27 protein-coding genes are annotated in these 24,143 nt (G+C 72.1%); 5 read left to right on the top strand and 22 right to left on the bottom strand.

Annotated features, from left to right (window positions below; all coding sequences use genetic code 11):
- Positions 1 to 61: 61 nt before the first annotated feature.
- The 14 genes from ssb to KS423_RS05875 all read right to left on the bottom strand — a co-directional run bounded on the left by ssb (position 62) and on the right by KS423_RS05875 (position 8,630).
- On the bottom strand, positions 62 to 550 hold the full coding sequence (gene ssb, locus KS423_RS05940; RefSeq protein WP_224275786.1) for a single-stranded DNA-binding protein: 489 nt from the start codon (positions 548 to 550) through the stop codon (positions 62 to 64).
- A complete protein-coding gene (locus KS423_RS05935; RefSeq protein ID WP_224275783.1) occupies positions 550 to 960 on the bottom strand; it encodes a hypothetical protein in 411 nt (136 codons plus the stop codon). Before KS423_RS05935 ends, ssb begins: the two co-directional genes overlap by 1 nt.
- Positions 957 to 2,300, bottom strand: coding sequence for an AAA family ATPase (locus KS423_RS05930; RefSeq protein WP_224275781.1), 1,344 nt, complete (start codon positions 2,298 to 2,300; stop codon positions 957 to 959). Before KS423_RS05930 ends, KS423_RS05935 begins: the two co-directional genes overlap by 4 nt.
- The gene (locus KS423_RS05925; RefSeq protein ID WP_224275778.1) at positions 2,300 to 3,103 is read right to left on the bottom strand and encodes a hypothetical protein; all 804 of its coding nucleotides are present in this window, start codon (positions 3,101 to 3,103) and stop codon (positions 2,300 to 2,302) included. The genes KS423_RS05930 and KS423_RS05925 overlap by 1 nt, the downstream gene beginning before the upstream one ends.
- A gap of 85 nt (positions 3,104 to 3,188) precedes the next feature.
- Positions 3,189 to 3,722, bottom strand: a complete 534-nt coding sequence (locus tag KS423_RS47920; RefSeq protein WP_224275775.1) for a histone-like nucleoid-structuring protein Lsr2 — start codon at positions 3,720 to 3,722, stop codon at positions 3,189 to 3,191.
- A gap of 12 nt (positions 3,723 to 3,734) precedes the next feature.
- On the bottom strand, positions 3,735 to 4,010 hold the full coding sequence (locus KS423_RS05915; protein WP_224275773.1) for a hypothetical protein: 276 nt from the start codon (positions 4,008 to 4,010) through the stop codon (positions 3,735 to 3,737).
- Entirely contained in the window at positions 4,007 to 4,294 is a 288-nt protein-coding gene (locus KS423_RS05910; protein ID WP_224275770.1) for a hypothetical protein, read from the bottom strand. The genes KS423_RS05915 and KS423_RS05910 overlap by 4 nt, the downstream gene beginning before the upstream one ends.
- Positions 4,294 to 5,760: a UvrD-helicase domain-containing protein gene (locus KS423_RS05905; protein WP_224275768.1), complete on the bottom strand. Its 1,467-nt coding sequence runs from the start codon at positions 5,758 to 5,760 to the stop codon at positions 4,294 to 4,296. Before KS423_RS05905 ends, KS423_RS05910 begins: the two co-directional genes overlap by 1 nt.
- A gap of 82 nt (positions 5,761 to 5,842) precedes the next feature.
- On the bottom strand, positions 5,843 to 7,075 hold the full coding sequence (locus KS423_RS05900; RefSeq protein ID WP_224275755.1) for an AAA family ATPase: 1,233 nt from the start codon (positions 7,073 to 7,075) through the stop codon (positions 5,843 to 5,845).
- Complete coding sequence (locus KS423_RS05895; protein ID WP_263454532.1) at positions 7,072 to 7,257, bottom strand: hypothetical protein; 186 nt, start codon at positions 7,255 to 7,257, stop codon at positions 7,072 to 7,074. Before KS423_RS05895 ends, KS423_RS05900 begins: the two co-directional genes overlap by 4 nt.
- Complete coding sequence (locus KS423_RS05890; protein ID WP_224275752.1) at positions 7,254 to 7,565, bottom strand: hypothetical protein; 312 nt, start codon at positions 7,563 to 7,565, stop codon at positions 7,254 to 7,256. The genes KS423_RS05895 and KS423_RS05890 overlap by 4 nt, the downstream gene beginning before the upstream one ends.
- 109 nt (positions 7,566 to 7,674) lie before the next feature.
- Positions 7,675 to 8,118 (bottom strand): hypothetical protein, encoded by a 444-nt coding sequence (locus tag KS423_RS05885; protein WP_224275749.1) that lies wholly within the window; start codon positions 8,116 to 8,118, stop codon positions 7,675 to 7,677.
- Positions 8,119 to 8,235: 117 nt separating this feature from the next.
- Positions 8,236 to 8,412 carry a hypothetical protein gene (locus KS423_RS05880; RefSeq protein ID WP_224275746.1) on the bottom strand — a complete coding sequence of 59 codons (177 nt, stop codon included), beginning with the start codon at positions 8,410 to 8,412 and terminating at the stop codon, positions 8,236 to 8,238.
- On the bottom strand, positions 8,409 to 8,630 hold the full coding sequence (locus KS423_RS05875; protein ID WP_224275743.1) for a helix-turn-helix transcriptional regulator: 222 nt from the start codon (positions 8,628 to 8,630) through the stop codon (positions 8,409 to 8,411). The genes KS423_RS05880 and KS423_RS05875 overlap by 4 nt, the downstream gene beginning before the upstream one ends.
- Before the next feature lie 235 nt (positions 8,631 to 8,865).
- On the opposite strand from KS423_RS05875, the gene KS423_RS05870 reads away from it, so the two are divergent.
- Together KS423_RS05870 and KS423_RS05865 are read left to right on the top strand one after the other, a co-directional pair.
- Complete coding sequence (locus KS423_RS05870; protein ID WP_224275740.1) at positions 8,866 to 9,342, top strand: helix-turn-helix domain-containing protein; 477 nt, start codon at positions 8,866 to 8,868, stop codon at positions 9,340 to 9,342.
- 5 nt (positions 9,343 to 9,347) lie between these two features.
- On the top strand, positions 9,348 to 9,848 hold the full coding sequence (locus KS423_RS05865; RefSeq protein ID WP_224275738.1) for a hypothetical protein: 501 nt from the start codon (positions 9,348 to 9,350) through the stop codon (positions 9,846 to 9,848).
- On the opposite strand, the gene KS423_RS05860 is transcribed toward KS423_RS05865, so the two are convergent.
- Positions 9,806 to 11,296 carry a recombinase family protein gene (locus tag KS423_RS05860; RefSeq protein WP_224275735.1) on the bottom strand — a complete coding sequence of 497 codons (1,491 nt, stop codon included), beginning with the start codon at positions 11,294 to 11,296 and terminating at the stop codon, positions 9,806 to 9,808. The two genes, KS423_RS05865 and KS423_RS05860, sit on opposite strands and share 43 nt — an antisense overlap.
- A 506-nt stretch (positions 11,297 to 11,802) precedes the next feature.
- Here KS423_RS05860 and KS423_RS05855 point away from each other — a divergent pair.
- Entirely contained in the window at positions 11,803 to 12,531 is a 729-nt protein-coding gene (locus tag KS423_RS05855) for a rhomboid-like protein (RefSeq protein ID WP_224275733.1), read from the top strand.
- A 280-nt stretch (positions 12,532 to 12,811) separates the two neighbouring features.
- The gene (locus KS423_RS05850; protein WP_224275819.1) at positions 12,812 to 15,490 is read left to right on the top strand and encodes a glycosyl hydrolase; all 2,679 of its coding nucleotides are present in this window, start codon (positions 12,812 to 12,814) and stop codon (positions 15,488 to 15,490) included.
- Between the two features lie 167 nt (positions 15,491 to 15,657).
- Here the strand turns inward: KS423_RS05850 and KS423_RS05845 are convergent, their stop codons facing one another.
- From KS423_RS05845 to KS423_RS05815, 7 genes are all read right to left on the bottom strand, one after another.
- Positions 15,658 to 16,815 (bottom strand): class I SAM-dependent methyltransferase, encoded by a 1,158-nt coding sequence (locus KS423_RS05845; RefSeq protein ID WP_224275730.1) that lies wholly within the window; start codon positions 16,813 to 16,815, stop codon positions 15,658 to 15,660.
- 285 nt (positions 16,816 to 17,100) lie between these two features.
- Positions 17,101 to 18,000, bottom strand: coding sequence for an STM4011 family radical SAM protein (locus KS423_RS05840; RefSeq protein ID WP_224275726.1), 900 nt, complete (start codon positions 17,998 to 18,000; stop codon positions 17,101 to 17,103).
- Positions 18,001 to 18,011: 11 nt separating this feature from the next.
- Positions 18,012 to 19,346 (bottom strand): STM4012 family radical SAM protein, encoded by a 1,335-nt coding sequence (locus tag KS423_RS05835; RefSeq protein WP_224275724.1) that lies wholly within the window; start codon positions 19,344 to 19,346, stop codon positions 18,012 to 18,014.
- Positions 19,343 to 20,185 (bottom strand): STM4013/SEN3800 family hydrolase, encoded by an 843-nt coding sequence (locus KS423_RS05830; protein WP_224275721.1) that lies wholly within the window; start codon positions 20,183 to 20,185, stop codon positions 19,343 to 19,345. The genes KS423_RS05835 and KS423_RS05830 overlap by 4 nt, the downstream gene beginning before the upstream one ends.
- Positions 20,186 to 20,214: 29 nt before the next feature.
- Entirely contained in the window at positions 20,215 to 21,339 is a 1,125-nt protein-coding gene (locus KS423_RS05825; RefSeq protein WP_224275718.1) for an STM4014 family protein, read from the bottom strand.
- 16 nt (positions 21,340 to 21,355) lie between these two features.
- On the bottom strand, positions 21,356 to 22,291 hold the full coding sequence (locus KS423_RS05820; protein WP_224275716.1) for an STM4015 family protein: 936 nt from the start codon (positions 22,289 to 22,291) through the stop codon (positions 21,356 to 21,358).
- A 52-nt stretch (positions 22,292 to 22,343) separates the two neighbouring features.
- On the bottom strand, positions 22,344 to 23,321 hold the full coding sequence (locus KS423_RS05815) for an STM4015 family protein (RefSeq protein ID WP_224275713.1): 978 nt from the start codon (positions 23,319 to 23,321) through the stop codon (positions 22,344 to 22,346).
- 202 nt (positions 23,322 to 23,523) lie between these two features.
- Between KS423_RS05815 and KS423_RS05810 the strand changes: the two genes are divergently transcribed.
- The gene (locus KS423_RS05810) at positions 23,524 to 23,850 is read left to right on the top strand and encodes a hypothetical protein (protein WP_224275710.1); all 327 of its coding nucleotides are present in this window, start codon (positions 23,524 to 23,526) and stop codon (positions 23,848 to 23,850) included.
- Positions 23,851 to 24,143 lie beyond the last annotated feature (293 nt).

Raw genomic sequence — 24,143 nt, 5'->3', positions numbered from 1 at the left:
GCTTCGTAGTGGGTGCGGGCCGGCGCCGCCGGGGACAGGTGTCCCCGGCGGCAGGCGGGGGTTAGAACGGGGGTTCGGTGCCGTGGCCGGTGTCGGAGGCCCAGGGGTCGTTCTGGGGCTGCTGGTGGGCCTGCTGGGGGCGCTGGGCGGACTGCTGGCGGTTGCCCTGGTTGCCGCCCTGCTGGCTGTCGCGCTGGGCCTTCTGCACCTTCGCGGTGGCGAACGCCAGCGATGGGCCGATCGACCGGATTGTCAGCGAGACCCGGGAGTGCTTCTGGCCGTCTTTCTCCCAGGATTCGGTGCGGGGCTCGCCGGTGACGAGGACTTCCATGCCCTGGGTGAGGGTCTCGGCGACGTGTTCGGCGAGCTGGTTCCAGGCGGTGCCGTCGATCCAGAGGGTGTCGCCGTCCTCCCACTGCTGGGTCTGCTGGTTGAGGCGGCGGTTCTGGAAGACGAGGCGGACGCGGGTGACAGCGGCGCCGTTGGGGGTGAAGCGGAGCTCGGGGTCGGCGACGACGCGGCCGACGCCGGTCATGGTGGGCAGAGGCATCAGATGGTCTCCTTCTGGAAGGTGTGGATGCGCTGGGGCGGGGTGTCCTCGGGGATTCGGAAGACCTCGAGGCAGTCCGGCCGCGCGCTGAACAGGTACTGGTCGTTGCCGATGCGGCGGGACCAGAGGGTCCGCTCGAAGGCCGGGCTGTGTTCGGGCCCGATGCGGGGCCCGACGCTCTCGCGGAAGGCGGCGTTGTAGTGCTCGCGGGTGTCGGCCGTGAGTTCGGTCGGCCACTCCTCGTCGGGGCCAAGGTGAGCGAGGAGAGTGGAGGGGCTGTCCCAGGGCTCGGTGACCAGCTTGGAGAGGCGGCGCAGGAAGCTGGGGCCGTGGATGGTTCCGACGGTCGGGCCGTCCAGGCGGGCCGGGGTGTGCTGCTGGTCGAGCCACTGGCGGAAGGTGAAGGTCACGAGAGTGCTCCGGTGGGTGAGTAGCCGGTGACGCCGGTGTCGATGGGTCGGTAGGCGCGCCAGGGCCAACCGCCCTCGGCGCCCTGGCAGATGAAGACGGGCCACTGACGTTCGTCGCGGGCGCCGCGCCAGGGGATGACCCGGCGGCCGCGGTCTTCGTCGGCGGTGCGTTCGTCCTCGACGGGGCGCAGGCCGTAGCCGAACTCCGGCCAGCGCAGCCACAGCGACGACCCGACGGGGCGGAGGGCGCGCGGGCCCATCGCGCCGCCCTGCGGGGAGTGGGCCTCGAGGGAGAGCGCGCACCCTGCGGTTGCCCGGGCCTCGTCAAGGACGACGGTGACCTTGCGGGCGAGCTCCTCCGAGTTGGGGTCGCCGGCGTGCAGGCGGTAGATCGGGCCGACGATCAGCAGGTCGGGCATCGTGGCTTCGACGCGGCGCATCAGCCAGGCGCGGCCGTCGGGGCGGGTGAGGTCGACGCCTTCGGGGCGGAGGTCGATGTGGAGCTGGCCGCGGCGGACGGGGGTGCGCTGACGCTCGGCGACGTTCATGAGGGCGCGGTAGTGGCGGCGGGACTGCCGGGCGCTGTTCTCGCAGTCGAGGACGAGCACGCGCTGCGGGCCGAGAGCGTTGGGCTCCCCGCCGAATGGGAGCACGCCAGCCGCGGCGGTGACGGCAAGCTGACGTTGCAGCACGCTCTTGCCGCCGCCCTCGCCCGCCGTCCACACCACGCGGTCGGTGTGCTCGAGGAGGCCGGGCAGCACCCAGTCGTAGCCCTCGTCCGGGTGGGAGATGTGGTCGTGGATGTCCTCGACGGGCTGGTCCTGGATGGCGCGGCCGGCGTCGCGGACGGTGCGGGCCCGGGTGACCGCCTGCTCGGCGAGCTCGGCGGCGGCCTCGTCTCCGCCGGTGGGGTCGAAGGCGGCGTCGATCAGGTCGCGTCCGGCCCGGATGAGTTCGCGGCGCAGGGCAAGGGCTCGGAGGTGGTCGGCGAGCCACTCGGGGTTCGCGCCGCGCTCGGCGGCCTGGATGCAGGTGTGGAGGTAGCCGGGGCCGCCGACGCGGATGAGATCGCCTTGGGCCTGGAGGCGGTTGGCCACGGTGATGGGGTCGATGGGTTGGCCGGCCTCGACGAGTGTGCTGTACGCGGTGTAGATGGTGGCGTGGGCGCCGCGGTAGAAGTCGCTGTCGGTGAGGTGGAGGTCGCGGAGCAGGCGGCGGGGGTCGCGGGCGAGCGGGACGGCACCGACCAGGGCCTGCTCGGCGGCCAGGTCGTTCGGCTCGGCGCGGGCGAACGGGTCGTCCAGGTCGTCCTGGACGAGCGGGGGCGCGATGGTGGTCATCAGAAGATCCCTCGGTCTGCGTAGGTCTGTTGCTGGGGCTGTTGGGGAACGGCGGGGCGGGCGGCGGGCAGCTGGTCGTCGTCGTAGCGCTCACCGTTGAGCCAGCTGGAGGGGTAGGGGATCCACTGCCGATCGGTGCCGGCAGCGGCCCAGGCGTCTGCGTGACGGGTGGCGGCGGTGATGATCGCCTGGGGGTCGGCGCCGCGCTTGAGGGCGGCGGTCCAGGCCTTGCGGGCGGTGCCCTTGGCGACCTTCTTCGGGTAGGCGGCCCAGAAGGTGTCGAACGGCTCGGGGAGTGCGTTCTCTGACAGACCAGGGATTCTTGTGGTCGCCTGGCGACCTAGGTCGGGAGCCGACCTAGGGTCAGATGTCCGAATTTCTTCCGGTTCGGCTAGGTCGCGGGGCGACCCACCCTGGGTCGCCTGGCGACCTAGGTCGGGAGCCGACCTAGGGTCAGGCTGCTGGGAGTTGGGCGTCATGTCCGTTTTTGCTAGGTCGCTGGGCGACCCAGGAGGGATGTGGATGAAGTACTCGTTCTGGGCGTTCTCGCGGCGGGCCTTCTCGGGCGCCGGGGAGATGTAGGAGATCCACCCGGCTTCCACCAGGCGGGCCCGGTGGTCGAGGAAGGCACTCTTCGACAGGCCGGTGGCCTTGAGGAGCACAGACTGCGCGGGCTGGTGCTCGGGCGGGATGATGCCGGTCTCCAGGTCAGCCCAGGTAGCGATCATGAGCGCGAGGTAGCGCGACAGCGGCAGAAGCTCGCTGCGGCGGATCGCACGCTCGTACTCGAACCTGCCTGGCATCGGCTCTCTCTCAGGGTGCAGCGGTTGGTGCTGGCGTCGGCGGGCGGGGGCATCCGCCGGCGCCAGCGGTCATCGGGTGCCGGGCTCACGCGGCCTGGGCGGGCTCCAGGTGGGCCGCGCGGTAGGCGTCGACCACCGCGCGGGGGACCAGGCCGACCGGTGCGACCTGGTGGCCATGCTCGGCCGCCCACTCCCGGATTGCGGCGAGCTCCGCCTTGTCCGGCCGGCCGTTGCCCGACGCGGGGTCCGGGTGGCCCTTGGCGGCGCGCAGGGCCTGGCGGGCGTCGGCCAGCAGCTGCTCGGCCTGGCGCACGCGCTCCGCCGCCTCCGCGACGACGTGCTCGCGGCGTTGGGCCTGCTGGAGGTCGGCGAGCGCGCCGCGGGCCTGGTCAGCCAGCCGCTGCATCCGGGCGTTGGGATGCTTCATGCCCCACGAGATCAGCGCCGCGGCCGGTACGGGCGGCAGCCCGACGGTGCCGTGGTCGGCGACGAACGGGATGTGCGCGCTGGTGACGGCCGCGCCGATCTGGTCCTGGGTCAGGCCGGTGGCCGTGATGATGTCGGCGACGGTCTCGCCGTCCCGGTACATGGCGACGGCGACGGCAGTCTCGGTGTTCACGGTCCTCTCCTTTCAGCTGGTGGTGCGGCCGGTGGCGGCCTGGGCGAGGCGGTAGTCCTGGGTGCTGCTGCGGCGCTTGCCGGAGGCGATCGCGCGGGCGTCCACGAGGGCGCTCGCCGCCTGCGGAGTGGGCAGTGCCTGGGGGGTGTAGCCGGGCCCGGGCTGGGGCTCGGGGCGGCCGGCCTCGGCGGCCGGGGTGTGCGCGGTGCAGCGCCAACCGGCCGGGTACAGGCGGGCGGCAGAGCCGCACGGGCCCGGGCCGGAGCCGCACCGGTGCCGGGCCGTCACGACGGTGCCTCCTCGAGGAGCTGCTTCTCCTTCGCGACCCAGCGAGCGACACGGCGCGGGAGCATGTCGGCGCGGACGGCCATGTCCTCGTAGGACACCCCGGCCCGCCACATCGCGCGCACCGCGAGCACCTTCTCCGTGTCGCTGAGCGGCGGGAGCGGCTCGAGGCCGTTGGCGGCCCGCTCGACGGCGACCAGGTCGAGCCCGTCGTCGGTGGTGGTGTCGGTGGTGCTGACCCAGACGCACGGGCGGCGGGTCAGGAACGTGGTGCTGGCGCCGGGCATCAGTCACTCACCGCCGTGACGGTGTTCACCCAGGACAGCGCGGCGTTGTCGAGGCGCTGCCGGGCCCGGGTCACGGCGACGTAGGCCAGGCGGGCCTCCTCACGCGGCAGGATCCGGTGCCCGGTGACCGGGTCCGGCTTCGGGGCGCGGAAGTCGCCGTGGATCCTCACCTGCTCCCACTCGCGGCCCTTGGCCTTGTGCGCGGTGGAGACGACCAGTTCGGCGGCGTCCTCGGACGCCAGGGCGTCCGCCGCGTCGGCGATCTCCTCGGCCCCGAACTCGTCGATCAGCCGGACCAGGGTCCGGAGGCTTCCGTCCTCCTCCTCGGCGTACTCGCGCACCGCCGACCAACTGGGGAACGCGAGCAGTTCCGGGTGGTCCGTGCTCTTGCCCTGCTGGAGGTCCCGTGCCGCCCAGGCCAGCCGCTTCATCTCGCTGCCGCCGCCGACCAGCGCGGGCTTCCGGCCGGCACCGAGGGCCTCGAGGACCACGCCGACGGCACCCGCGTTGGTGCGGCAGAGGATTGCGTCCGGCCGGTCGACAGGGCCGACGGTGCTCTCGCAGGCCTGCCAGCCAGTGAGTCGCAGCTCGGTGCCGACCAGGTACAGCCACTCGTTCGCCGCCTCGGCCACGGCCGGGCCGAACCGGAACGACTGGGACAGGGTGGCGAGTTGGGCGCCGAGCTCACGCTCGAACGTGCCGAGCGCGTCGCGGGCGCCGCGCCAAGCGTAGATCTGCTGCGCAGAGTCGCCGACGGCGATGCGCTGTGCGTGGTCCTGGTCCAGGAGTACGGCGGCCAGGACGTCGTTGGTGTCCTGGGCCTCGTCGAGCAGCACCACGTCGGCGGCCAGCCGGGGTCGGCCGAGAGCCCACAGCTTCAGGTAGTGATCGTGGCTGAGCTTCAACACGCCGTCCTCGCGCCGCAGGTCGGCCCATGCGGCCCGGGCAACCGGCAGCACCAGGGCGCCCAGCTTGGCCCGGGCGTCCCGACTGGTCAGCCCGTCGTAGCGGGGGACGTGTCGGAAGTCGAGGTCGTCGTCCGCGCTGTGGCAGAAGCGCTCGACGGTCTCGAGAGCGGCGCGCATCACGACCTTCGACGTCATGGCTTTGACGTGGCCGAGGTCGGTAGCGATGCCCTGGATTCCGCCGGTGATCCGGTCGACGCCGAGAGCCTGGGCGGCCTGGAGGGCGGTCTGGCGCGGCCGCTGGAGGCGCGGCAGCCAGCGGGGGTCGAACGCGAGGCCGTGCCCGGTGCTCGCGCTCACGTTGGCGGGGAACGACTTCTTCGCGTCGGCGGCGATGGAGCGGTTGTAGGCGACGTACGCCATGCGGCGGCGCGAGTCCGCGCGGGCGATCATCTTCAACGTGCTGGACTTGCCGCACCCGGCGCCGGCCTGGATGACCAAGTCCGTGCCGTCGCCGTACGCGGCGATCGCGTCGGCCTGCTCGGGGGTAGGGGTGACCACGGGTGTACCTCCTCTCTGAGGTGCGGGGCGGGGCCGCGCTGAGCGGCAGTGAGGCGCGCGGCCCCGCCAGTTCAGGGATGGGTCAGGCAGCGGCGCTGATGTTCTGCGCGACGGATCGGAGGTAGGCGCCCGGGTCGGACTGCTGGAGCGCGGAGTCGAGGGAGTCAATGACGTCGCCCGCGTCCGCCTTCGTCAGCTCGTTCGCGCTGCTGATGTGCCGACCCACGAGGGCGCTGAGCACGGTGTGCCGCTCGGCCCGGTCGGTGATGCCGGCCTGGTTCAGCACGGCGTGGATGCGACGCATCTGCGGGGCCGTTGCCGGTTCCGGCCCAGTCTCTGCCTGGGTGGACACCGACCGGGCGGGGGCTGGCGATACCTTCGGGTCCGCTTCGGGCGGGACCGGGACGGCCTGCGGGACGGCGGCCGGCCGCAGGGACGTCCCGATCTCGACGATCAGCTCGCCCAGTGTGGACACCTCGCCCGTGCCAGGCCGGGCTGCCGGACGGTCCAGCAGCGCGCGCTGCTTCGCCCGGGCGTGCAGGTCGAGGGCGCCCTGGTACGTCATCCCGTCCGCGAGCAGTTCATCCAGGATCTGCTGCACCGGGTCGACACCGGCCCCGAGCTGCTCGAGGATCGTCTCCGCCAGCTCCTCACCCGGGTGGTGGACCGTCAGCCCGTTCAGCGGCTCGTACCGGGTCTTCGTCACCGTGCCGGTGCCCTCGACCATGTCGATCACGACGTCGACCTCGTACTCGGCGCCCTCGCGCTGGACCGTCTTGACGCCGATCTTCGTGACCTTCTTCCCGTCCATCTCGTAGTCGTTCTTCGTCCGCATCGTGACGATGACGTGGCCGGGGAACCCGAGGAGCGCATCGAGCATGTTCTGCTCCAGCTCGTTGACCGGCGCCCAGGCGGTGTACGAGCCGCCGAAGTGACCGGGCTTCTTCGACTCCTGCTCGACGCGGGCGAGCAGGCCCCCCTTCCCGGCCCAGAAGTGGGACCAGGAGTCGATGATCAGTACGGCGACCCGGGCCTGCTCGGCAGCGGCAACGACCGCCATCAGGTTCTCCGGGCTGCACACGGCGAGCGGCAGGTGGCCGAACTCGTGGCCGCCGAGGTCCGGCCGACCGGGCACCGGGGCGTACTTGAGGGCGGAGCCGCGCTCGGTGTCGACCATGCCGATGGTGCCGCCCTGGGCGAGGCCCTCGGCGATGCGCAGGGCCGACTTGGTCTTGCCGGAGCCGCCGGGGCCCTGGAGCGCGATGCGGGCCTTGGCCTGCTCGCGGGTGGCCGGCTGGAAGCTGAAGGCGTTCATCGGGTGTCGTCCTTCTCGGGGGTGCGCGGGCGGGGGATGGTGACGGTGCGGGCGCGCTGGTACGCGCGGCGGCGGCGACGGCGGGCGAGCTCCTCGCGGGACGGCCAGCAGGCGACGGTGATGGCGGCGGCGACCGGGGCGCCGAGGAGAACGGCGGAGACGGCCGTGTCAACGGCGCTCATCGGGGACCGTCCTCGGCGGCGCGCTCCAGTTCGGCGATCCGGGCCCGGGTGGCAGCCAACTCGTCCGCCGTCGTGTGGGACCGCTTGATTTCGTCGGCGATCGAGTCCCGCCACTCCTGCACCGCCGCGAGGATTCGGTCGGCGGCCGTCAGCTGCTCGGCCAGGGGGACGTTGGGCCGCGCCATGATGCGGATCTCCGCACCGTCGAACTCGCCGTTCGGGTAGAGCCGTAGGACCCGGGGGAACGACGTGGAGGCCTCGGCGGTGCCCCGGTCGTCCAGGAACACGAGCGTTTGGGACAGGTTCATCAGGAGGCCCTCCTGTGCAGGACGGTGGTGCGGATTACGTCCGCGAGTTCCTCGCGGGTCACGAACAGGGCCGCGCCGGTCCAGCCGACGCACACGATCAGCAGCCAGATCACGCCGCCACCGCCGTTCCGGCGGTCCGGCCGACCAGGGCCCACGGGCACATGTCGCGCACCAGCGCCGTGTCCGGCAGCCGGGACTCCGAGGCCGCGACAACGTACAGGTCGATGCCGGGCGCCCCGGGGATCTGGCCGTACGACAGCACCCAGTCCAGGCGGCCCCGGACGTACAGGCGGTTGTTGGTGCGGGCCTCGTACTGACCACCGACAGCGACACCACGCGGCCGCACCGCGGCGTACCAGGCGGACAACTCGCTTACCGAGGTGACGGTCAGGGTGATGCGGCGCTGGTCGGCGGCGACCTCGACGTCCTCGGCGGCCGGTGCGGGCTGACCGGCCCGGCGGGCGAGGACGGCGATGCCGGCCAGCACCGTTCGGATGGGGACGGCAGGGAGGGGTGCCGAGGCGAGGCCGGCGGGGGTGAGGGTAGGCTCCACGGTGGGCCTACCTCCTTCCTTGTTCGGGTTGATCGGTGGGCCACTGGGCTCTCGCGGGCGGCGGCATCCGGGTGCGACCGGGCTGCCGGGGCGGGAGCCCGACCCATGTCTGTGGGGTCAGGCGGCGGCGCGGATGGTCGCGCTGGCGTGCGACGCCTTTCGGCCAGTTCCGGCGAAGATCGCGCGGAGCCGGGCGATCTGCTCGGGGGACGGCGGCAGGTCGGTGGCGGAGTCCCGCTCGACGAGTGCCATGCCGGCCGGGCCGAGAATGCGAATGCGCTGCTCGCGGGTCACGCGGCGACGCTCACGAGGTCGTCGAGGGACGTTTCGTAGGTCCTGGCCATCAGTGCGGCCGACTCGAACTTGGGCTGCCGGCGTCCCGCGAGGATGCGGGAGACGGTGCCCTCGGTCAGCCCGGTCCGGCGCGCGATGGCGTACCCGGTGGTGTCGCCCATACGGGCCGCGGCCTGGATGAGCGCGTCCGCGTCAAAGCGGTAGTTGGGGCGGAGCACGTGGTGTCACCTCCTTGTTTGTCAGGAGTACTGCTTGACTGCTGACAAGAAAGCTACGCCGCTACTTGGCAGACGTCAAGCAAGTAGCAAGGCAAAGCTTTGGTTCGCCGGCGTTCGCACATGTGTTTTGTGCTGCTGGTGGGTGGCGTGAACCTGTCGTCGCAACCCTGACCTGCCAGCTTGTCAGCTGACAAGCATGGTTCAGAGTGTCAGCTGACACGCTAGCCTTCGGTGCATGGATGCCAAGCAAACCCGCAGCAAGGCCGGCGGGCTCCCACCAGGGCGGCTGGCGATCTTTGTCGCCTACGTCGCAGACGCCGCGCGCCGTGCCGGATACGACATTGACAGCCCCCGCGGTGGCGGGAAGACGCAACTGGCCAAGGACGCCGGGATCGACCCGTCCACCCTCAGCCGATTCCTGGCTGGCACGCGATCCATCGAGCCCGGCAGCTTCGAAGGCCTGGCCCGGGCACTCAGAGTGCCCGTCCGAGAGCTGCTCGTCCGAGGCGGAGTCGTCTCCTCCGAATCTCTCCCCGAGTGGCCGAATCCCGATGTACGATCACGACCCATCACCCCCAGCGAGGCAGCTACCGAACTCGGCATCACGGATCCGGTCAACCGCGAGATGTTCCTCGCCATGGTGAACCGCCTTCGCCGACAAAGAGCAGCCGAGCGCGACGACGCCGACGGGGGTGCGGCAGCCGAAGCATAGGGGTGGTGCAGGTGCAGGTCAGTCGGATGATGGCGGCGGTCGGTGCGGCGACCGGGGTCACAGCCATGGGGGTAGGCGTCACCACTGACCGGCTCGGGCTGGCAGTCGCCGGCAGTGCACTCCTCATCGTCTCCGCCATGACCATCTGCGTCCTCGTCGTCCTCCAGGCCCTCCGCGACACCGCGGCCGAGCGGGCCGCGCTCATCGAGGAACGCGACCTCGCTATCGCCGCCCAGGTGGGCATCGCGAGCGAACGCGAGCGCCTCCGTGACGACCTCGCCCGCGGGCGCAAGGCTGCGCAGGATCTGCTCGCCCGGGAGCGTGCCGCAATGTTTCAGGCCCTGGAGGAGAAACGTTTCGCCATCCAGAGCGAAGGAGTCGAGACCGGCATTCTCCTGGCCCTGAGCGGCAGCCTTGACGAGATGCCGGCCTCTACCGGTGTCCTCCTCCAGCTCCCCGTTCGTCAGCCGTTCGACGGCGCGGTGCTCGTGGCATCCGACGACTGAGCCGGTGGGCGCTTCGGGCCGAGCGTCATTACGACGCGGCCGTCCCGCAGGGTGGAGTCTCCCTTGCGAGCCGCCCTGTTCAACGTGATCGTCGCCACCTCGCGTAGCACCGAACGCTGCTGCTCCAGCACCAGCGCCCCCCATCGGTCCTCGACGTCCTTACATCCCATCAGGCTGACGAGCAACGGCGACGCGACAGTGAACGCCTCGGCTGCGGCCTGAGCCTTCGCCAGCCGGGGCAGCGTCCCCGCCTCGACTGCGATCAGACTGGCCACGCTGAGAGTGCCGGCCTTGGCCGCGGCACGGGCGGCATCCAGTTCGGCCGTCAGCTTCGTGACCAGTGCGACTGCCGTCTCGGCCTCCGCGGCGCGGTCAGGGTCCTGGAATGCCGCGAGCGCTTCCGGCGCAGCCAGCCACCGGAACAGCCGCTCCTCGACGTAGGCCTGCAACACCTCCGCCGGAATGGCGGTGCAGAAGCGTTCGCGGCACCCGTACTTCAACCCCTCCGGGCTATCTACGGCCCGGAGGGGGCCAGTGCAGACACCACATCTAGCGATCCCGACCAGAAGGTGAACGACGGCGTTGCTGCGTGTCCGCCGTTGCTCCGGGTCGGCGAGGATGGCCCGGGCCTGCTGCCATGTCAGCTCATCGATGAGCGGGTCCCAGGTGGCCGTGCCGATGATTTCGCCCTGGAACACCCGATAGCCGGCGTACGTGGGCCGGGTGAGGATGGCCAGGATGCCGCCCTCGCGCCACTGCACTCCGGTGGACGTAGTGATGCCGTCGGCGTTGAGCCTGCGGGCGATGCTGTAGGGGGAGGTGCCAGCGACGAACTCGTCGAAGATCCTGCGGATGACCGGCGCCCAGACCGGGTCCGGGATCTGGTCGATCAGGTCGCCGCTGTCGGGGTCGTATCGGCGCTGGTAGCCGGTCGGGACCCGGCCGTGGGGGCGCATGGCCTCGGCGTTGAGTCGGACCGTGCGGAGGTTCCTGTCACGGATGACCTCGACCTCGTCCTCGCTCGCAACGGCGTCGAGTGCGGTCCGCTTCCGGTCCTGCCGTCGGCGCATGTCGTAGACGTCGCCGCCGTAGCACCACAGAGTGCCAGTCTCCATGCAGAGCTGGCGGATCTGGACGTATACCTCCAGGTCGCGTTGGAGGCGGCTGTTCTCCCACGTGACGATGACGTCGGCTTCGCCCGCGCGGACGCGCTCGACCATGTTGGCGAAGCGCTTCCGTTCCCGTTTGGCGTAGCGGGAGGCCGAGCGGTTGTCGTCGGTGAACTCGTCGACGATGAGCCACCCGCGGTCGTCGGCTTCGCGGCGGTTCTCGGTCATCTGGGCAGTGGTGCTGCTGCCCCGGCCCTTGAGGTCCCGGCTGGCGCGGGCGTACAGGAAAGCCCTCAGCTGTTCGTGCTGAGGGCTCGGTGTGTGGCGGGGGATCTGCATGGTCTGAGGCTAGCGGCGCAAGGTGTGCTCGTACATGTCTCCACCTCCATGTGGTGGACGTTGCTGCTGTTGTGCCGGACGAACCGGGCTCGCTCGGCATGGCCCTGGCTCGCCAGCCAGGAGGCCGTCACGGTCAGCAGCAGGACGTACGCCGTGGTGAGCCGCAGTCGGGCGGCGGCTCTCAACACAGGGTGCCGGGAAGCAGCGGGGTCGGTCGGTGTCCTCGTTGCGAGGCGATCGCTCATCGTGCCTGGTGCCCTTGCTCGGCGGTTCCCGGGACCGGCTCGCCCGGTACGTGGCCGGGAGGCTGCGGCCGGACGGTCAGAGCGCCAGCGTACGCGAACGGCCGGAAAGCCGTCGGGCCCGGAGCTGGGTGTGTGGGAAGGAGACGATCTCTCGTGGGGCTCCGCCGTGGCGGGTGGCGGGTGGCGGGTGGCGGGTGGCGGGTGGCGGCGGGGCCGGGCGAGGGTGAGGGTGAGGGGGGGAGGAATGTCGAGGAGGCGTCGATGGCCGGCAGCACCGCCCGGGGGCCCGAGGCGAACCGGCGGCCCGAGGCGCACCGGCCGCCCTGGTGGGCGCGTGCCGCCCACGCGGTGTGGGCCTACGTCCGGCGCGCGCCGGGCACCTACATCTGGCTGGCGATCCTGCTCGTCACCACACAGGTGATCCGGCACGTCGATCCGGCGACCGCCGATCACATCCTGCAACGGCGTTCGACCAACCTCCACCACCTCCAGGTCTCGCCGGTCAGCGTCCTGGTGACCAGCGCCCTGTGGATCTCGGGCGGCGGCTGGCTGTCCTACTTCCTGCTGTACAACCTCTTCCACGTGCCCGCCGAACGATGGCTCGGCACGCTGCGCTGGATCTCGGTGGCGGCGCTCGCGCACGTCGGCGCCACCTACCTCAGCGAGGGCGTGCTCGGCTGGGCGATCCACCACGGGCTGGCCCCGCCGAGGGCCGTCTACACCCTGGACTACGGCGTCAGCTACGCGCTGGCCGGAGTGGTCGCGGTGCTCACCTACCTGATCGTGCGGCCCTGGCGGTACCTGTACGCGGCAGGAGTGCTGGTGGTCTACGGGCTGGGCGTGCAGCAGAGCCGGGACTACACCAGCATCGGCCACTTCACAGCGGCACTGATCGGGTTCGCCTGCTATCCGCTGACCCGGGACCGCCCGGGATCCTTCGACCCGGTCGCCTCGGCGCGCATGCTCTGGCGCAGGGTGCGTGGGCGGTGACCGGCGAATCGTGACGGTGACTGGCGGCGCGTGGCGGTGTGCGGCGCCGAACTCCCGAGCGGCCGGAGTCGGTCGTCCACGTGGTGGTGATCCGGCATTCGGTGAATGCCAACTGTTCGAAACCGTAGGACTATTACCGTCTTCTTACCGTAGGGCCCTTCCCCCTGCCCGGGCGGGCCCAGCAGGCTGACCCCCTGTTTCCGCCGAGTGCGCGCGACCGCGCGACCGGCTCCAGGGGAGGATCGCCACCGTGCCCACCAGGCAACGACGACGGCTGCTCATGAGCGCCGTCACGCTCACCGTGATCGGACTGACCAGCACTCAGGCGCTTGCCGCGCCGTCGGTGCCGCCGCAACCGCAGCCATGGCAGGTCCGGCATCAGGCGGACATCGGGAAGGGGCACGCCAAGAAGGTCCGCAGCGCCGCCGGCGCGATCGCAGCCCCGAGCCTCAGCCCGAAGGTCGAGACGGAGGCCGGGGAGGGCGGGGACGAGGCGGAGAACTCCGCCGAGGGCACTGCGCAGTACACCGAGGCCCGTACCGCCCCCGGCGTGGTCGCGCCGGGCGCCTACAGCGCGGCCTGGGCGCAGTTGCAGTCCATGCCGCGCACCGGCGGCACCTGGGACCACGTCACCGACAAGCCCTACAACTCGGACGACCCGCGCTACCGGGACGTCAACTCCAACTCCAGCGGCGGATCCGGCCTGGTGACGGGCCGGATCACCGGCCTGGCGGCCGACGCCGACGGCTACGTGTACGCGGGCGGTGCCAACGGCGGGGTGTTCCGCTCCCGCACCGGCGGTGGGCACTGGGAGCCGATCGCCGACAAACTGCCCACGCTGTCCACCGGGACCCTGAACCTCGACGAGGGCGGCCGGCTCTGGTACGCCACCGGTGAGTCCAACACCGGCGCGACCTCGTACGTCGGCACCGGCGTGTACGTGCTCGCGGACCCGAAGCGCGGCGAGTTCCAGCCCGGCAACCGGGTCGGCGGGGCCGAGCTGGAGTCGACCATCATCCACTCGCTGCGCTTCGGCGGTGGCAAGGTGTGGGCGGCCACCAGCCGCGGCGTGTGGAGCCACTCCACGACGGACCTGTCCGGCCCGTGGACACTGGAGTTCGCGCCCAACCCGGAGTACCTGCCAGGCGGTGCGAAGGCCGGTGACCCGGCCGCGCCGTACAAGAACATCGCCAACGACATAGCGATCGACCCCAAGGACCCGGGCAAGGTCGTCCTGGCGGTCGGCTGGCGCAGTGGCGACAGCTACAACGGCTTCTACAGCAAGGCGGCGGACGGCACCTGGCAGCGCGTCGGCGCACTCGGCGACCTGCCGACGGACGCGGCGAACGTCGGCAACGTGACCTTCGCACGCTCGGCGGACGGCTCGCGCTACTACGCGATCGACCAGTCCCCGGAGGTCATGGCCAACGACCCGGACACCGGCCTCAAGGGCATCTACGTCTCCAAGTCCGGCTCCCCGTTCGGCCCGTGGACCCAGATCGCGGACAAGGACAAGCTGAAGAACTCCGGCTCCGCCCTCCAGGACGAGGGATACCAGCCCGGCATCCAGGCCTGGTACAACCAGTTCCTCCAGGTCGACCCGGCCAACCCGGACCACGTCTACGCGGGTCTCGAAGAGGTCTTCGAGACCACCGACGGCGGCTCCAAGTGGGCCACCGTCGGGCCGTACTGGAACAACGGCTTCCCGTGCTGGAGCATCGACCCGGCCAAGCAGACCGGAGACTGCTCGCCCACCACCCACTCCGACCAGCATGCCGTCGCCTTCGGCAGCTACCAGGGCAAGGTCAACGTCTACGTCGGCAACGACGGCGGCATCTACCGTCGTCCCGGCAACGGCCAGCTGGACGCGTACGGGCACGCCAAGGACTGGACGCCGCTCAACGACGGCACCATCGACACCCTCCAGTACTACTCGGTCGGCGTCGGCAAGGACCCGGCGGACCGCTCCGGGCGGGGCGTGATCGTCAGCGGCGGTCTCCAGGACAACGGCGAGTCGATCCTGCGGGCCCACGACAAGGTGATGGGCTCCAACTTCGGCGGAGACGGCGCCGACACGATCGTGGACCCGGCCAACGGTTGCAACATCGCCGAGGAATACGTCTACCTCGACATCTGGGTCACCCAGAACTGTGCGACCAACGACGGAAGTTGGACGAAGGACCCGAGCAAGGCAACCTCCTTCGAGGTCGCCCCGCCGGACAAGGACACCAGTGCCGCCCGCTTCATCGCGCCGATCACCGCCGACCCGAAGGACGGCAACACCTGGATCGCCGGCGGCCAGCACGTCTGGGTGCAGCACAAGGGCTACGCGATCCGCAGCGGCAGCGAGTGGACCAGCGCCTACGACCTGGGCGCCGGCCACGTCGCCACGGCGGTGGCGACCGTCGACGGCACGGTGTACGCGGGCTGGTGCGGTCCGTGCAACAACGTCGGCTTCAGCCGCGGGATCGCGGTCGGCAAGACCGACGGCACCGGCTGGCACCAGCTCAACCTGCCGGTCGACGGTACCCTGCCGAACCGCTACATCTCCTCCTTCGCGGTCGACGAGAACAACGCCCAGCACGTCTTCGTCGCCTTCAACGGCTTCTCGCGGACCTGGACCGAGGGCCCGGGCGCGGGCGTCGGCCACCTCTTCGAGACCCATGACGGGGGTGCCACCTGGAGCGACGTCTCGGCCAATCTGCCGGACGTCCCCGCCACCTCGGTGAAGATCCTGCCGAACGGCGGCCTGGCCCTCGGCACCGACCTCGCCGCCTTCTACCGTGCGCCGGGCACCACCGACTGGCGGGTCCTCGGCCGCAACCTGCCCACCACCGCGGTGCAGCAGCTGAAGACCGGCCCGGACGGCAAGCTCTACGCCGCCACCTTCGGGCGCGGCATCTGGTCCTTCGACCTGCGCCGCCTCGGCCGCGGCCGCTACGACGAGACGGACGGCTGACCGACCGGTCCGCCTGTTGCGGGTTCGCCGCCTGGCACCTGCCGCCGCTGCCCGGTCCGCTCCGTACGAGCGGGCCGAGCAGCGGCGTCGCGTCCGAATGGTGTGACGCAGTGAGTGAGACGGGCGTACTCCTATGAGACGGGCGTACTCCTAGAGGTCGCCGGGGTTCATGCGGGAGCCAGCCTCCAGAGTGAGGTGACCTCGGCGGCGCGGGCGGCACGGAGCAGGGGGTCGGCCCGGTCGGGGGCGGTGGCCCGAGGGTGACGGGGGACGGTGTCGAGGCGCCCGGTGACCCGCAGCCCGGCTCCGGAAACGGCGTCGAGCAGGTCGGCGCGGGACCGCAGGCCGAGGTGTTCGACGAGGTCGGAGAGGACGAGCCAGCCCTCGCCGCTGGGCAGCAGGCGGTCGGCCAGGCCGTCGAGGAAGCCGTGGAGCATGTGGCTGTCCCGGTCGTAGACGCCCTCGTCGAGGGCGGAGCTCGGCCGGCCTGGCAGCCACGGGGGATTGCACACGACCAGGGCGGCTCGGCCGCGGCCGGGAGGGTAGAGGCCTGCGCCGGCGGTCTCGATGCGGTCGGCGAGACCGAGACGGTGGGCGTTGTCGCGGGCGCAGGCGAGGGCACGCGGATTGGTGTCGGTGACCAGGACCTTGCGCAGGCCGCGCCGGGCGAGGAGCGCGGCGAGCACTCCTGTGCCGGTGCCGAGGTCATAGGCAGTGGAGTGGGCTCGGGCGGCAGGTGGCAGCGGCGCCCGGGCGACGAGGTCGACGTACTCGCCGCGGACGGGGGAGAAGACCCCGTAGTGGGGGTGGATGCGGGCGCCGAGGGCCGGAACCTCGACGCCCCTGGTGCGCCACTGGTGGGCGCCGATCACACCGAGGAGCTCGCGAAGGGACACGATTCTGTTGTCAAGGGGCGGTCCGTAGGCCGCCAGGCAGGCCTCGCGGACGTCGGGCGCCCGGTGGAGCCGGGCGCGATGATCCGCGCCGAGCGGTACCAGCAGCATGCCGAGGACGCGCGCGAGGCGGGCGCGCTCCCGTCGGTGCTGCCGGAAGGCCTCGGCCGGGGAGCCGGGGGCGGATCGGGGCCGGCGCCGCTCGGCGCGGCGGCGCATGGCGTGCAGGAGACGGAGTGCGCCGGGGTAGTCGCCCTGCCAGAGCAGGGCGGTGCCCTCGCAGGCCAACCGGTAGGCGGCCTCGGCGCGCAAGCTGTTGTCGGCCGCGATCAGGCGGCATGGCGGGGGTGTGCCGTTCTCGCTGTGCCAGGGGGCGGGCAGGGCGGAGGTGGTGGGCAGGGTGACGATGCTGGGCCGGTGGGTGTCGGACACCGGGCCTCCTCGTGGTCGAACGTGCAAGGGGGCACGAAGAGCACTTCGACGAGGAGGTGAGCAGCAGGCGCGTCGGACGGTGGCCCGCCGGTGCGGCGGGCGCGGGCGTCAGACCGGGTGCGGCTCACGCGTCGAAGCGCGAGCCGGGGTGTCACCGAGTACGAGGCCCGGTACGACGGCGAGCCGTATGCCACTGATCATCTGCGGGCCTCCCTTCCGAACCAGCTGGTCCTGCATGGTTGTTCGTACGCTTTCACACAGATTGGCTGGCTGGCAACCGATTTATCACCGGCCCCCCGGCCAGCCGTGCGGAACGCGCTCCAGTACCCCCGCGCCGAACAGTTCGTACAGCGGCAGGGTCTCCAGGTGGACGTAACCGATGTGGCAGTCGCAGACCGGCAACGGACAGGCGCGCGGCCGCAGTCGGGCGCGATAGCTGCCGTCGTAGAGGTTCCCGAGGACGTCCCGCACGAAGTGGCAGCGGCGCACGGTGCCGTCGCCGTCCACGGACAGCACGGACTCCCCGGTGCGGCACGGGAGCCCGGCGCTGGGGTGGGCGTGCCGGCTGTACTCGAAGTACGGGTCGAGGGCGGTCCACTGCGCGGCCTCGGCGTCGGTGTAGCCGAGGCCCTCGGCGGCGTTGACCCACAGGTAGACGTCCTCGACGAGTTCGGCGCGCAACTGGTGGGCCTCGGCGAGGTGCTCGGGCCGGCCGACCACGCCGACGCTGTAACGCACACCGAGTGCGTCCAGCTCGCGGCACTTGGCGAGGAAGCGGTCGCGGGTGACCTGGCCGGGGTGGAAGGTGACCCAGAGGGCGAGGGCGTCGAGGTCCGCCTCGGCGAGCCAGCCCGTGCGGCAGCTGAGGTTGGTCTGGATCGCGACGCGGCGGACATGCGGCAGACGGCTCAGCTCGACCAGCGCGCGGCGGTACCAGGACCGCACCAGCCCCTCGCCCCAAGGGGTGAACAGCAGCGACAGGGTGTCGCCGGTGCCCGCGCGCCCGGCGGCCCAGCCGGTGAAGCGCTCCAACGCGGCCCGGTCGGCCCTTAGTTGTTCGATGCTGTCACGCCGCTTGGCGAACGGGCAGTACGGGCAGTCGTAGTCGCAGGAGGCGAGCGGACCGCGGTAGAGCAGGGTGAGGTCCCGCGCGCCGTCCTCCGGAAGTGGTGAGGCGGAAGGCATGCCGAGGAAGGTCATTTCGCCTCGTACGCCGTCATCAGGGCCCGGACCTCGGGCGAGAACAGCATCGGCCCGACGGCGTCCGAGTGCGCCAGCCCCTCCGGGCTGAGCCGCAGGAACTCCGCGTCGCCCTCGGCGAGCCAGCCGCGCTCGGCGAACTCGGCCAGCTCCACCGGGAAGTCCTCGGCCGGTGAACTGCAGAACCGGGCACGGTAGTCCGCCAGGGGCATGCCCTCGGCCTGGAGCAGCGACTGCACCAGGTGGCGCCGGCGCGGCTCCGCGCCGCCCATCCAGTGGCCCACCTCGGCGCGGTGGAAGTCTTCCGTGGCGACGTAGTCGTCGATGATGCCGCGCACCTCGGTGGCGTTCACCGCGTAGTCGAAGGAGTAGTGCAGCCGTGAGGTGTACGAGCGGGCGCCGCAGCCCAGGCCGACCATGCCGTCGGTCTGGCAGGCGTACTCGCTCGCCCCGGCCTGCGGGGACGCGGCGCGGCGGAACATCCGCATCGACACCTGCCGGTAGCCGTGGGCGAGGAGGTGGTCGCGGCCGGCCCGGTAGAGCGCGAGCCGGCGCGCGTCCCAGGCGGACCGGCTCTCCTGCTCGCCGCGCCGGGCCAGGCCGGTCAGCGGGCGGACGTACAACGGGTAGAGGTACAGCTCCTCGGGCTGCCAGGCGAGGGCGGTGTCCAACGAGCGGAGCCAGCTCGCCTCGGTCTGGCCGTCGATGCCGTAGATGAGGTCGATGTTGAGCACCGGGAACCCGGCCGCGCGGATCCGGCCGAGGGCCGCCTCCACCTCGGCCCGCTTCTGCGGGCGGACGGCGGAGCGCGCCTCGGCGTCGTCGAAGGACTGCACGCCCAGGCTCAGCCGGGTGGTGCCCCGGGTGGCCAGCACCTCCAGCCGGTCGGCGGTCGCGGTGGCGGGGGAGGCCTCCACCGAGAGCGGTATCGCCCGCAGGTCGGCGCCCATCCGCCGCTCGGCGATGTCGCACAGCCGCTCCAGCTCAGCGGCCGTCAGATAGGTCGGGGTGCCGCCGCCGAACGCGGCCAGCGCGAACCGCGCCCCCTCGGCCAGCGCCGCGCGCACCGCCGTGGCCTGGCGCTCCAGGGCGTCCAGATAGGCCGTGGTCAGGCCCTCGGGGCTGCCGATCCGGGTGAACAGGTTGCAGAAGCCGCAGCGGACCTCGCAGAACGGGATGTGCAGGTAGAGCGAGAGCGCGTGCTGCGCCTCGCCGGCCCACAGCTCGCGCAGCGGCGGGCGCTCGGGCAGTGGACGGTAGGCCGTCTTGTGCGGGTACGCGTAGACGTACGACTGGTACGGCGAGTCCGGCTGCGGGGGTGCGGTGGTCATGCGCGCTCCTCGGAGGTCGCGGTGGCGTCCGCTGATCGGACGGGAAGCGTGAAGTGCGCGTACGGGACGGTCCAGACCACCTCGTGGCCGATCCGGTGCCCGGTGTAGCCGTCCTCGCCGTAGGCCGTGCCGTGGTCGGAGCAGACGATCGCGAAGCAGGGGCGGCGGGCGCTCATCGCCGTGAACAGCCGGCCGATGTGCGCGTCCACGTACTCCAGGGCGGCTGCGTGGCTGGCCCGCGAGTCCCCGTGCTCGCGGGTGGCACCGGGCAGGTGGAACCAGTTCGGCTGGTGCAGTGCCGATACGTTCAGGAACAGGAACAGCGGCTGGTCGGCGGGCTGTTCGGCGGCGATCCGCTCGGCCCGTGCGACCTGCTCCTCGAAGGACGTCGGCGAAGCCACGCCCAGCCCGGGCGCCCAGTGGCTCTCCTGGAAGAGGCCGGGCAGCACGGAGCCCAGCGGGCCCTGCTTGTTGAAGAATCCGACGCCGCCGATGCACACCGTGCGGTACCCGGCCGCGGCCAGGGCCGTCGGCAGGTCGGTGGCGTCGAAGACCCAGGTGCGCGGGGCGGTGCTCTCGGAGCCGGCGAAGCGGGCCGCGAACAGGCGCGGGTGCGGGCCGTCCGGGGAGGCCGGGGTCGGCAGGAAACCGGCCAGGATCGCCTGGTGGGAGGCGTACGTGAAGCTGCCGGGTGCGTGCCGGCGCTCCCATCGGCCGTCGGGGAGGACGGCGGCGAGATTCGGGATGCGGCCGGCGGCGGCCAACTCCTCGGCGACGTCGAAGCGGAGCGTGTCGAGGGTGACGAGCAGGAGGTCATGGGTGCCCACGACGGTGTTCATGTCGGGGGCGGGGACTGCAGTCCGGTGGTTCATCGAGCGGGTTCCGTGATCTGGTGGCCCGTCGCCGCGGGCGACGACGGGAAGAGGGCGGTGAGCGCGGCCAGCTGGGCGCCGTAGGTGTCGAGGCCCTCGGCGGGGCCGCCGGGCAGGCCGGTGAGGTGGGGGAGCAGGTCGCCGAAGGCGTTCACCTCGCCGACCAGGGCGCGCCGCCAGCCGGCCGTGGGCAGGACGTCGACACCGACCATCGGCGATCCGGGGAAGCAGGCCGCCGCGCGCTCGGCCGTCTCCAGCAGGGCCGACCAGGCCGGACCGGCGGCCTCCCGGACCTGCTCGATGCTGCCCCGGGCGCCGCCGAGGTGCAGGTTGGTCATCGGCTGGGTGCTGGTGCGCACCACGGCGTGGGTGGCCCGGCCGGCGACCACCACGATCCGCAGGTCCGCCGAGCGCCCGGACTGCGAGGCCTTCGGGATCCACTGCTCGACGTGCAGCCCGTCCGGCGCCAGGCCGTCGACGATCGCGGCGACCTCCTGCTCGCTGCGGTAGCGGCGCACCCGCAGCGAGTTGTGCAACCGGCCGTCGGCCAGCTCCACCGAGGTGGTGGCCTGCAACCGGCCACGCGGCCCGAACTCCAGGGCCATCACCCCTGAGGCGGAGGAACCGTGCGCGGGCTTGACGAAGACCCGGCGCAGGCCGGCCTCGGCGAGGCGCTCGCGCAGGTGCTCCCAGCCGGTGACCTCGCCGCCGAGCGCCCCGGGCACCGGCACCCCGGCCCTGGCCAGCAGCGCGTGCGCCCGACGCTTGTCGAACATCACGGCGATCTCCTCCGGATCGCCGAGCAGCCGGACGCCGGGCCGGGCGGCCAGCCCGCGCAGCGCGGCCATGACCCCCGCGTACCAGACGGCCGTGCCCTCGACCCTGGTCGGTGCGTAGCCGGGACCGAGCGCCGGGCCGCGCAGCAGCCGGTCGACCTCCGGCTCCTCGCCCGGCGACTCGATGCGCAACAGACCGCCCTCGGGCAGCCGGAACCGGCCGCGCAGCACGTCCAGCCAGGGCAGGACGGCGGGCTCGGGCAGCCCGGCGGCCCGGGCCGCGGCCGCGAAGAGCGTCACCCGTCGGTGCCCCGGGTTGCCGAGGACAGTCAGCTGCACAGTCATCGTCTCCGTCACCCGGCTACTCGGCGACCGAGACGTAGCGGTCGTCCTCGTCGTCCATGTCGTCCCCCTCGGCTTCGCTGAGGTCGATCTCGACCCCGGGCAGGGACTCGCACAGACGCTCCTGCATCGCGTCGCTCAGGTAGTGGTGGTGCAGGTCGAGGGCGCGCAGGTGGGTGAGTGGCTGGCCCTCCAACAGCGCGGCGGCGCCCTCGTCGGAGAGCACGCCCATGGAGAGGTCGAGCGACTCCAGCCGGGCGACCACCGGGGCATGGGCGAGGGCGGCGGCGATCTCGTCCTGGAGTTCGCTGTTGGCCAGCCCGAGGTGGCGCAACTTCGGCAGCCGGGAGCCGTCCAGGAACGGCGCCAGGTCGTCGATGTTCGCGTCACCGCCGTACTCGTCCACGCCGAGCCAGAGGTCCAGGCGCTCCAGCGCGGGCAGTTCGGAGCCGGCCACCGCGCGCACCACGGTGGCCGGCAGGCCGCCGGACTCGAAGCGCAGGCTGGTCAGCCGGTTGTGCCGCACCGGCTCCAGGGCGAGGTCCATGCCGCCGCGCACGGTCAGCGACCGCAGTTCGGGGAAGGCGTTCAGCAGCGGGGTGACGTCGTCCATCTCCATCCAGGAGATCTCGCATTCGTCGAACGTCACCTCACCGAGGAACAGCGCCTCCAGGGCGGGCAGACGCCGTGCCTCGGCTGTGATGGCCTCGACCGCGGTGCGCACGGACGTGTAGTCGTTCCGCCACCACGCGCCGATCACCACGGCGCGGACGCCGGCCGGGTCGACCTTCTCCAGGAAGGACTGCCAGAGCTGAACGAAGTCCTGCTTGGAGCCGTACTCCAGGGACAGCCGCCAGGCGACGGCGCCTGTGGCGGGACGCGGCCGGGCGTCGTCGGGCGTGAACTCATGGATCGGCAGCTCGTGGAAGCGTTCGATGTGACGGGAGACGGCCATGGCGGATCCTGGTGGGTCGAGTGGTCGGGTGGGTGTGCGCAGGAGGTGACGGCTACTCGGCCACGGCCACGTAGCGCCACTGGTCGTCGGGCTTGCCGGGCTCGGAGAGGTCGATCTCGACCCCGGTCAGGGCCTGGTGCAGGCGCTGCTGCATTTCCTCGGTGAGGTAGTGGTGGTGCAGGTCGAGGGAGCGCAGGTGGGTGAGCGGCTGGCCCTCGAGCAGGGCGGTGGCACCCTGGTCGGTCAGCACGCCCATGGAGAGGCTGAGCGATTCCAGCCGGGCGACGACGGGCGCGTGCGCCACGGCGGCCGCGATGTCGTCCTGGAACTCGCTGTTCTGGAGGCCGAGGTGGCGCAGCGCGGGGAAGCGGGTGCCGTCCAGGAACGGCGCGACGTCGGCCATCGTCGCGTCGCCGCCGTAGTTGTCCACCCCCAGCCAGAGCTCCAGCCGCTCCAGGGCCGGGAAGTCGCAGGCGGCCACCGAGCGCACGACCGATCCCGGCAGGCCGCCGGCCTCGAAGCGCAGTGCCTTGAGCGCCTCGTGCCGCAGCGGCTCCAGGGCCAGACCGCCCTTGCCGTCCCAGTCCTCCGAGGCGCCGCGCACCACGAGCTCGGCCAGCCGCGGGAAGGCTGTCAGCAGCGGCGTGATGTCGCACTGCTGGATCCAGGAGATCTCGCACTCCTCGAAGGTGATGTCGCCGACGAACAGCGCGCGCAGGGCGGGCAGCCGGCCGGCGGCGGCGGCGATCGCCTCCATCGGCTCCCGGAAGCTGTCCGGCTCCTCCGGGGCCCACTGCCCGATCACCAGGGCGGTGACCCGCTCCGTGTCGACGGCGCCGAGGAACTGCTCCCAGCGCTTGACGAACGTCGCCTCGGACTCGTAGTCGAGCTTGATCCTCCAGGCGGCCGAGGCCGCGTCCGGCAGCTGGACGGCGCCGGATCCGCCCTTCTCCTCGGCCTCCTCCAAGGCCTCCACGAAGTCGAAGACGGGGAGACCGTGGAACCGCTCGATGTGCTCGTTGACAGTCATTGCGCTGCTCCTCGGGGGTCTGGGCCGAACAACTGTCTACCAGCCGGGACTGACAATCCGGTGGCCGGGTCGCCGCCCGGGCGCGTTGTCAGACCCTTGCTCTATGTTCGGGTCCTGGCTCCGGAGAGTGACCGCGGCAGGCGCGGCGGAGCCGTGGGTTCCGGTGTCCGCCGGAGTCCGGCCGTACGGCGAGGGAGGACTGATGTACCGCCAGGGCGATGTGCTGATCGTGCCGGTCGAGGAGAGCACGGTGCCGCTGCGGGTGGCCGAGCTGGCCGTGCAGCCCCGGGACGCACGGGGCCGGATGGTGCTGGCACTCGGCGAGGTCACCGGGCACGCGCACGCCGTGGTCGGCCCCGGCGAGCTGCGCCGCGAGACCGGACCGTTCGGTGCGGGCTGGCTGCACCTGCCCGAGGGCGGCCGGGTGGTGCACGAGGAGCACGCGGCGATACCGCTGCCCAAGGGCTGGTACCGGGTGATCCGCCAGCGCGAGTACGCGCCGGGCGCGGTGCGCGTGGTCGCGGACTGACGACCGCTCCGCCCGCCGGACGGGGTCGGCGGGCGGTGGGGGCAGCAAGGCGGAGCGCGGCCGGGGCCGCGGCACGGAACGGGAACGGGAACGGACGGCCGGGTGGGGAGCCCGGCCGGGAACGGAGCAGGGATGGAGACGGTGATCCACGACGGGGTCCACGGCGACTGGACGCAGGCGCGGGCGCTGCCCGGGCCGGCCGAGGTGACGGCCCGCTGGCGGGCGGCCGCGGCGGCCACCAGGGCGGGCGACCGGGTGGCAGCCGAACACGCTGTCAGGGCCGCCTACCGAGC

It is taken from the genome of Streptomyces sp. LS1784 (genome assembly GCF_020103755.1).
GTDB lineage: Bacteria > Actinomycetota > Actinomycetes > Streptomycetales > Streptomycetaceae > Kitasatospora.
This window is presented reverse-complemented; position numbering and strand designations above follow the sequence as displayed.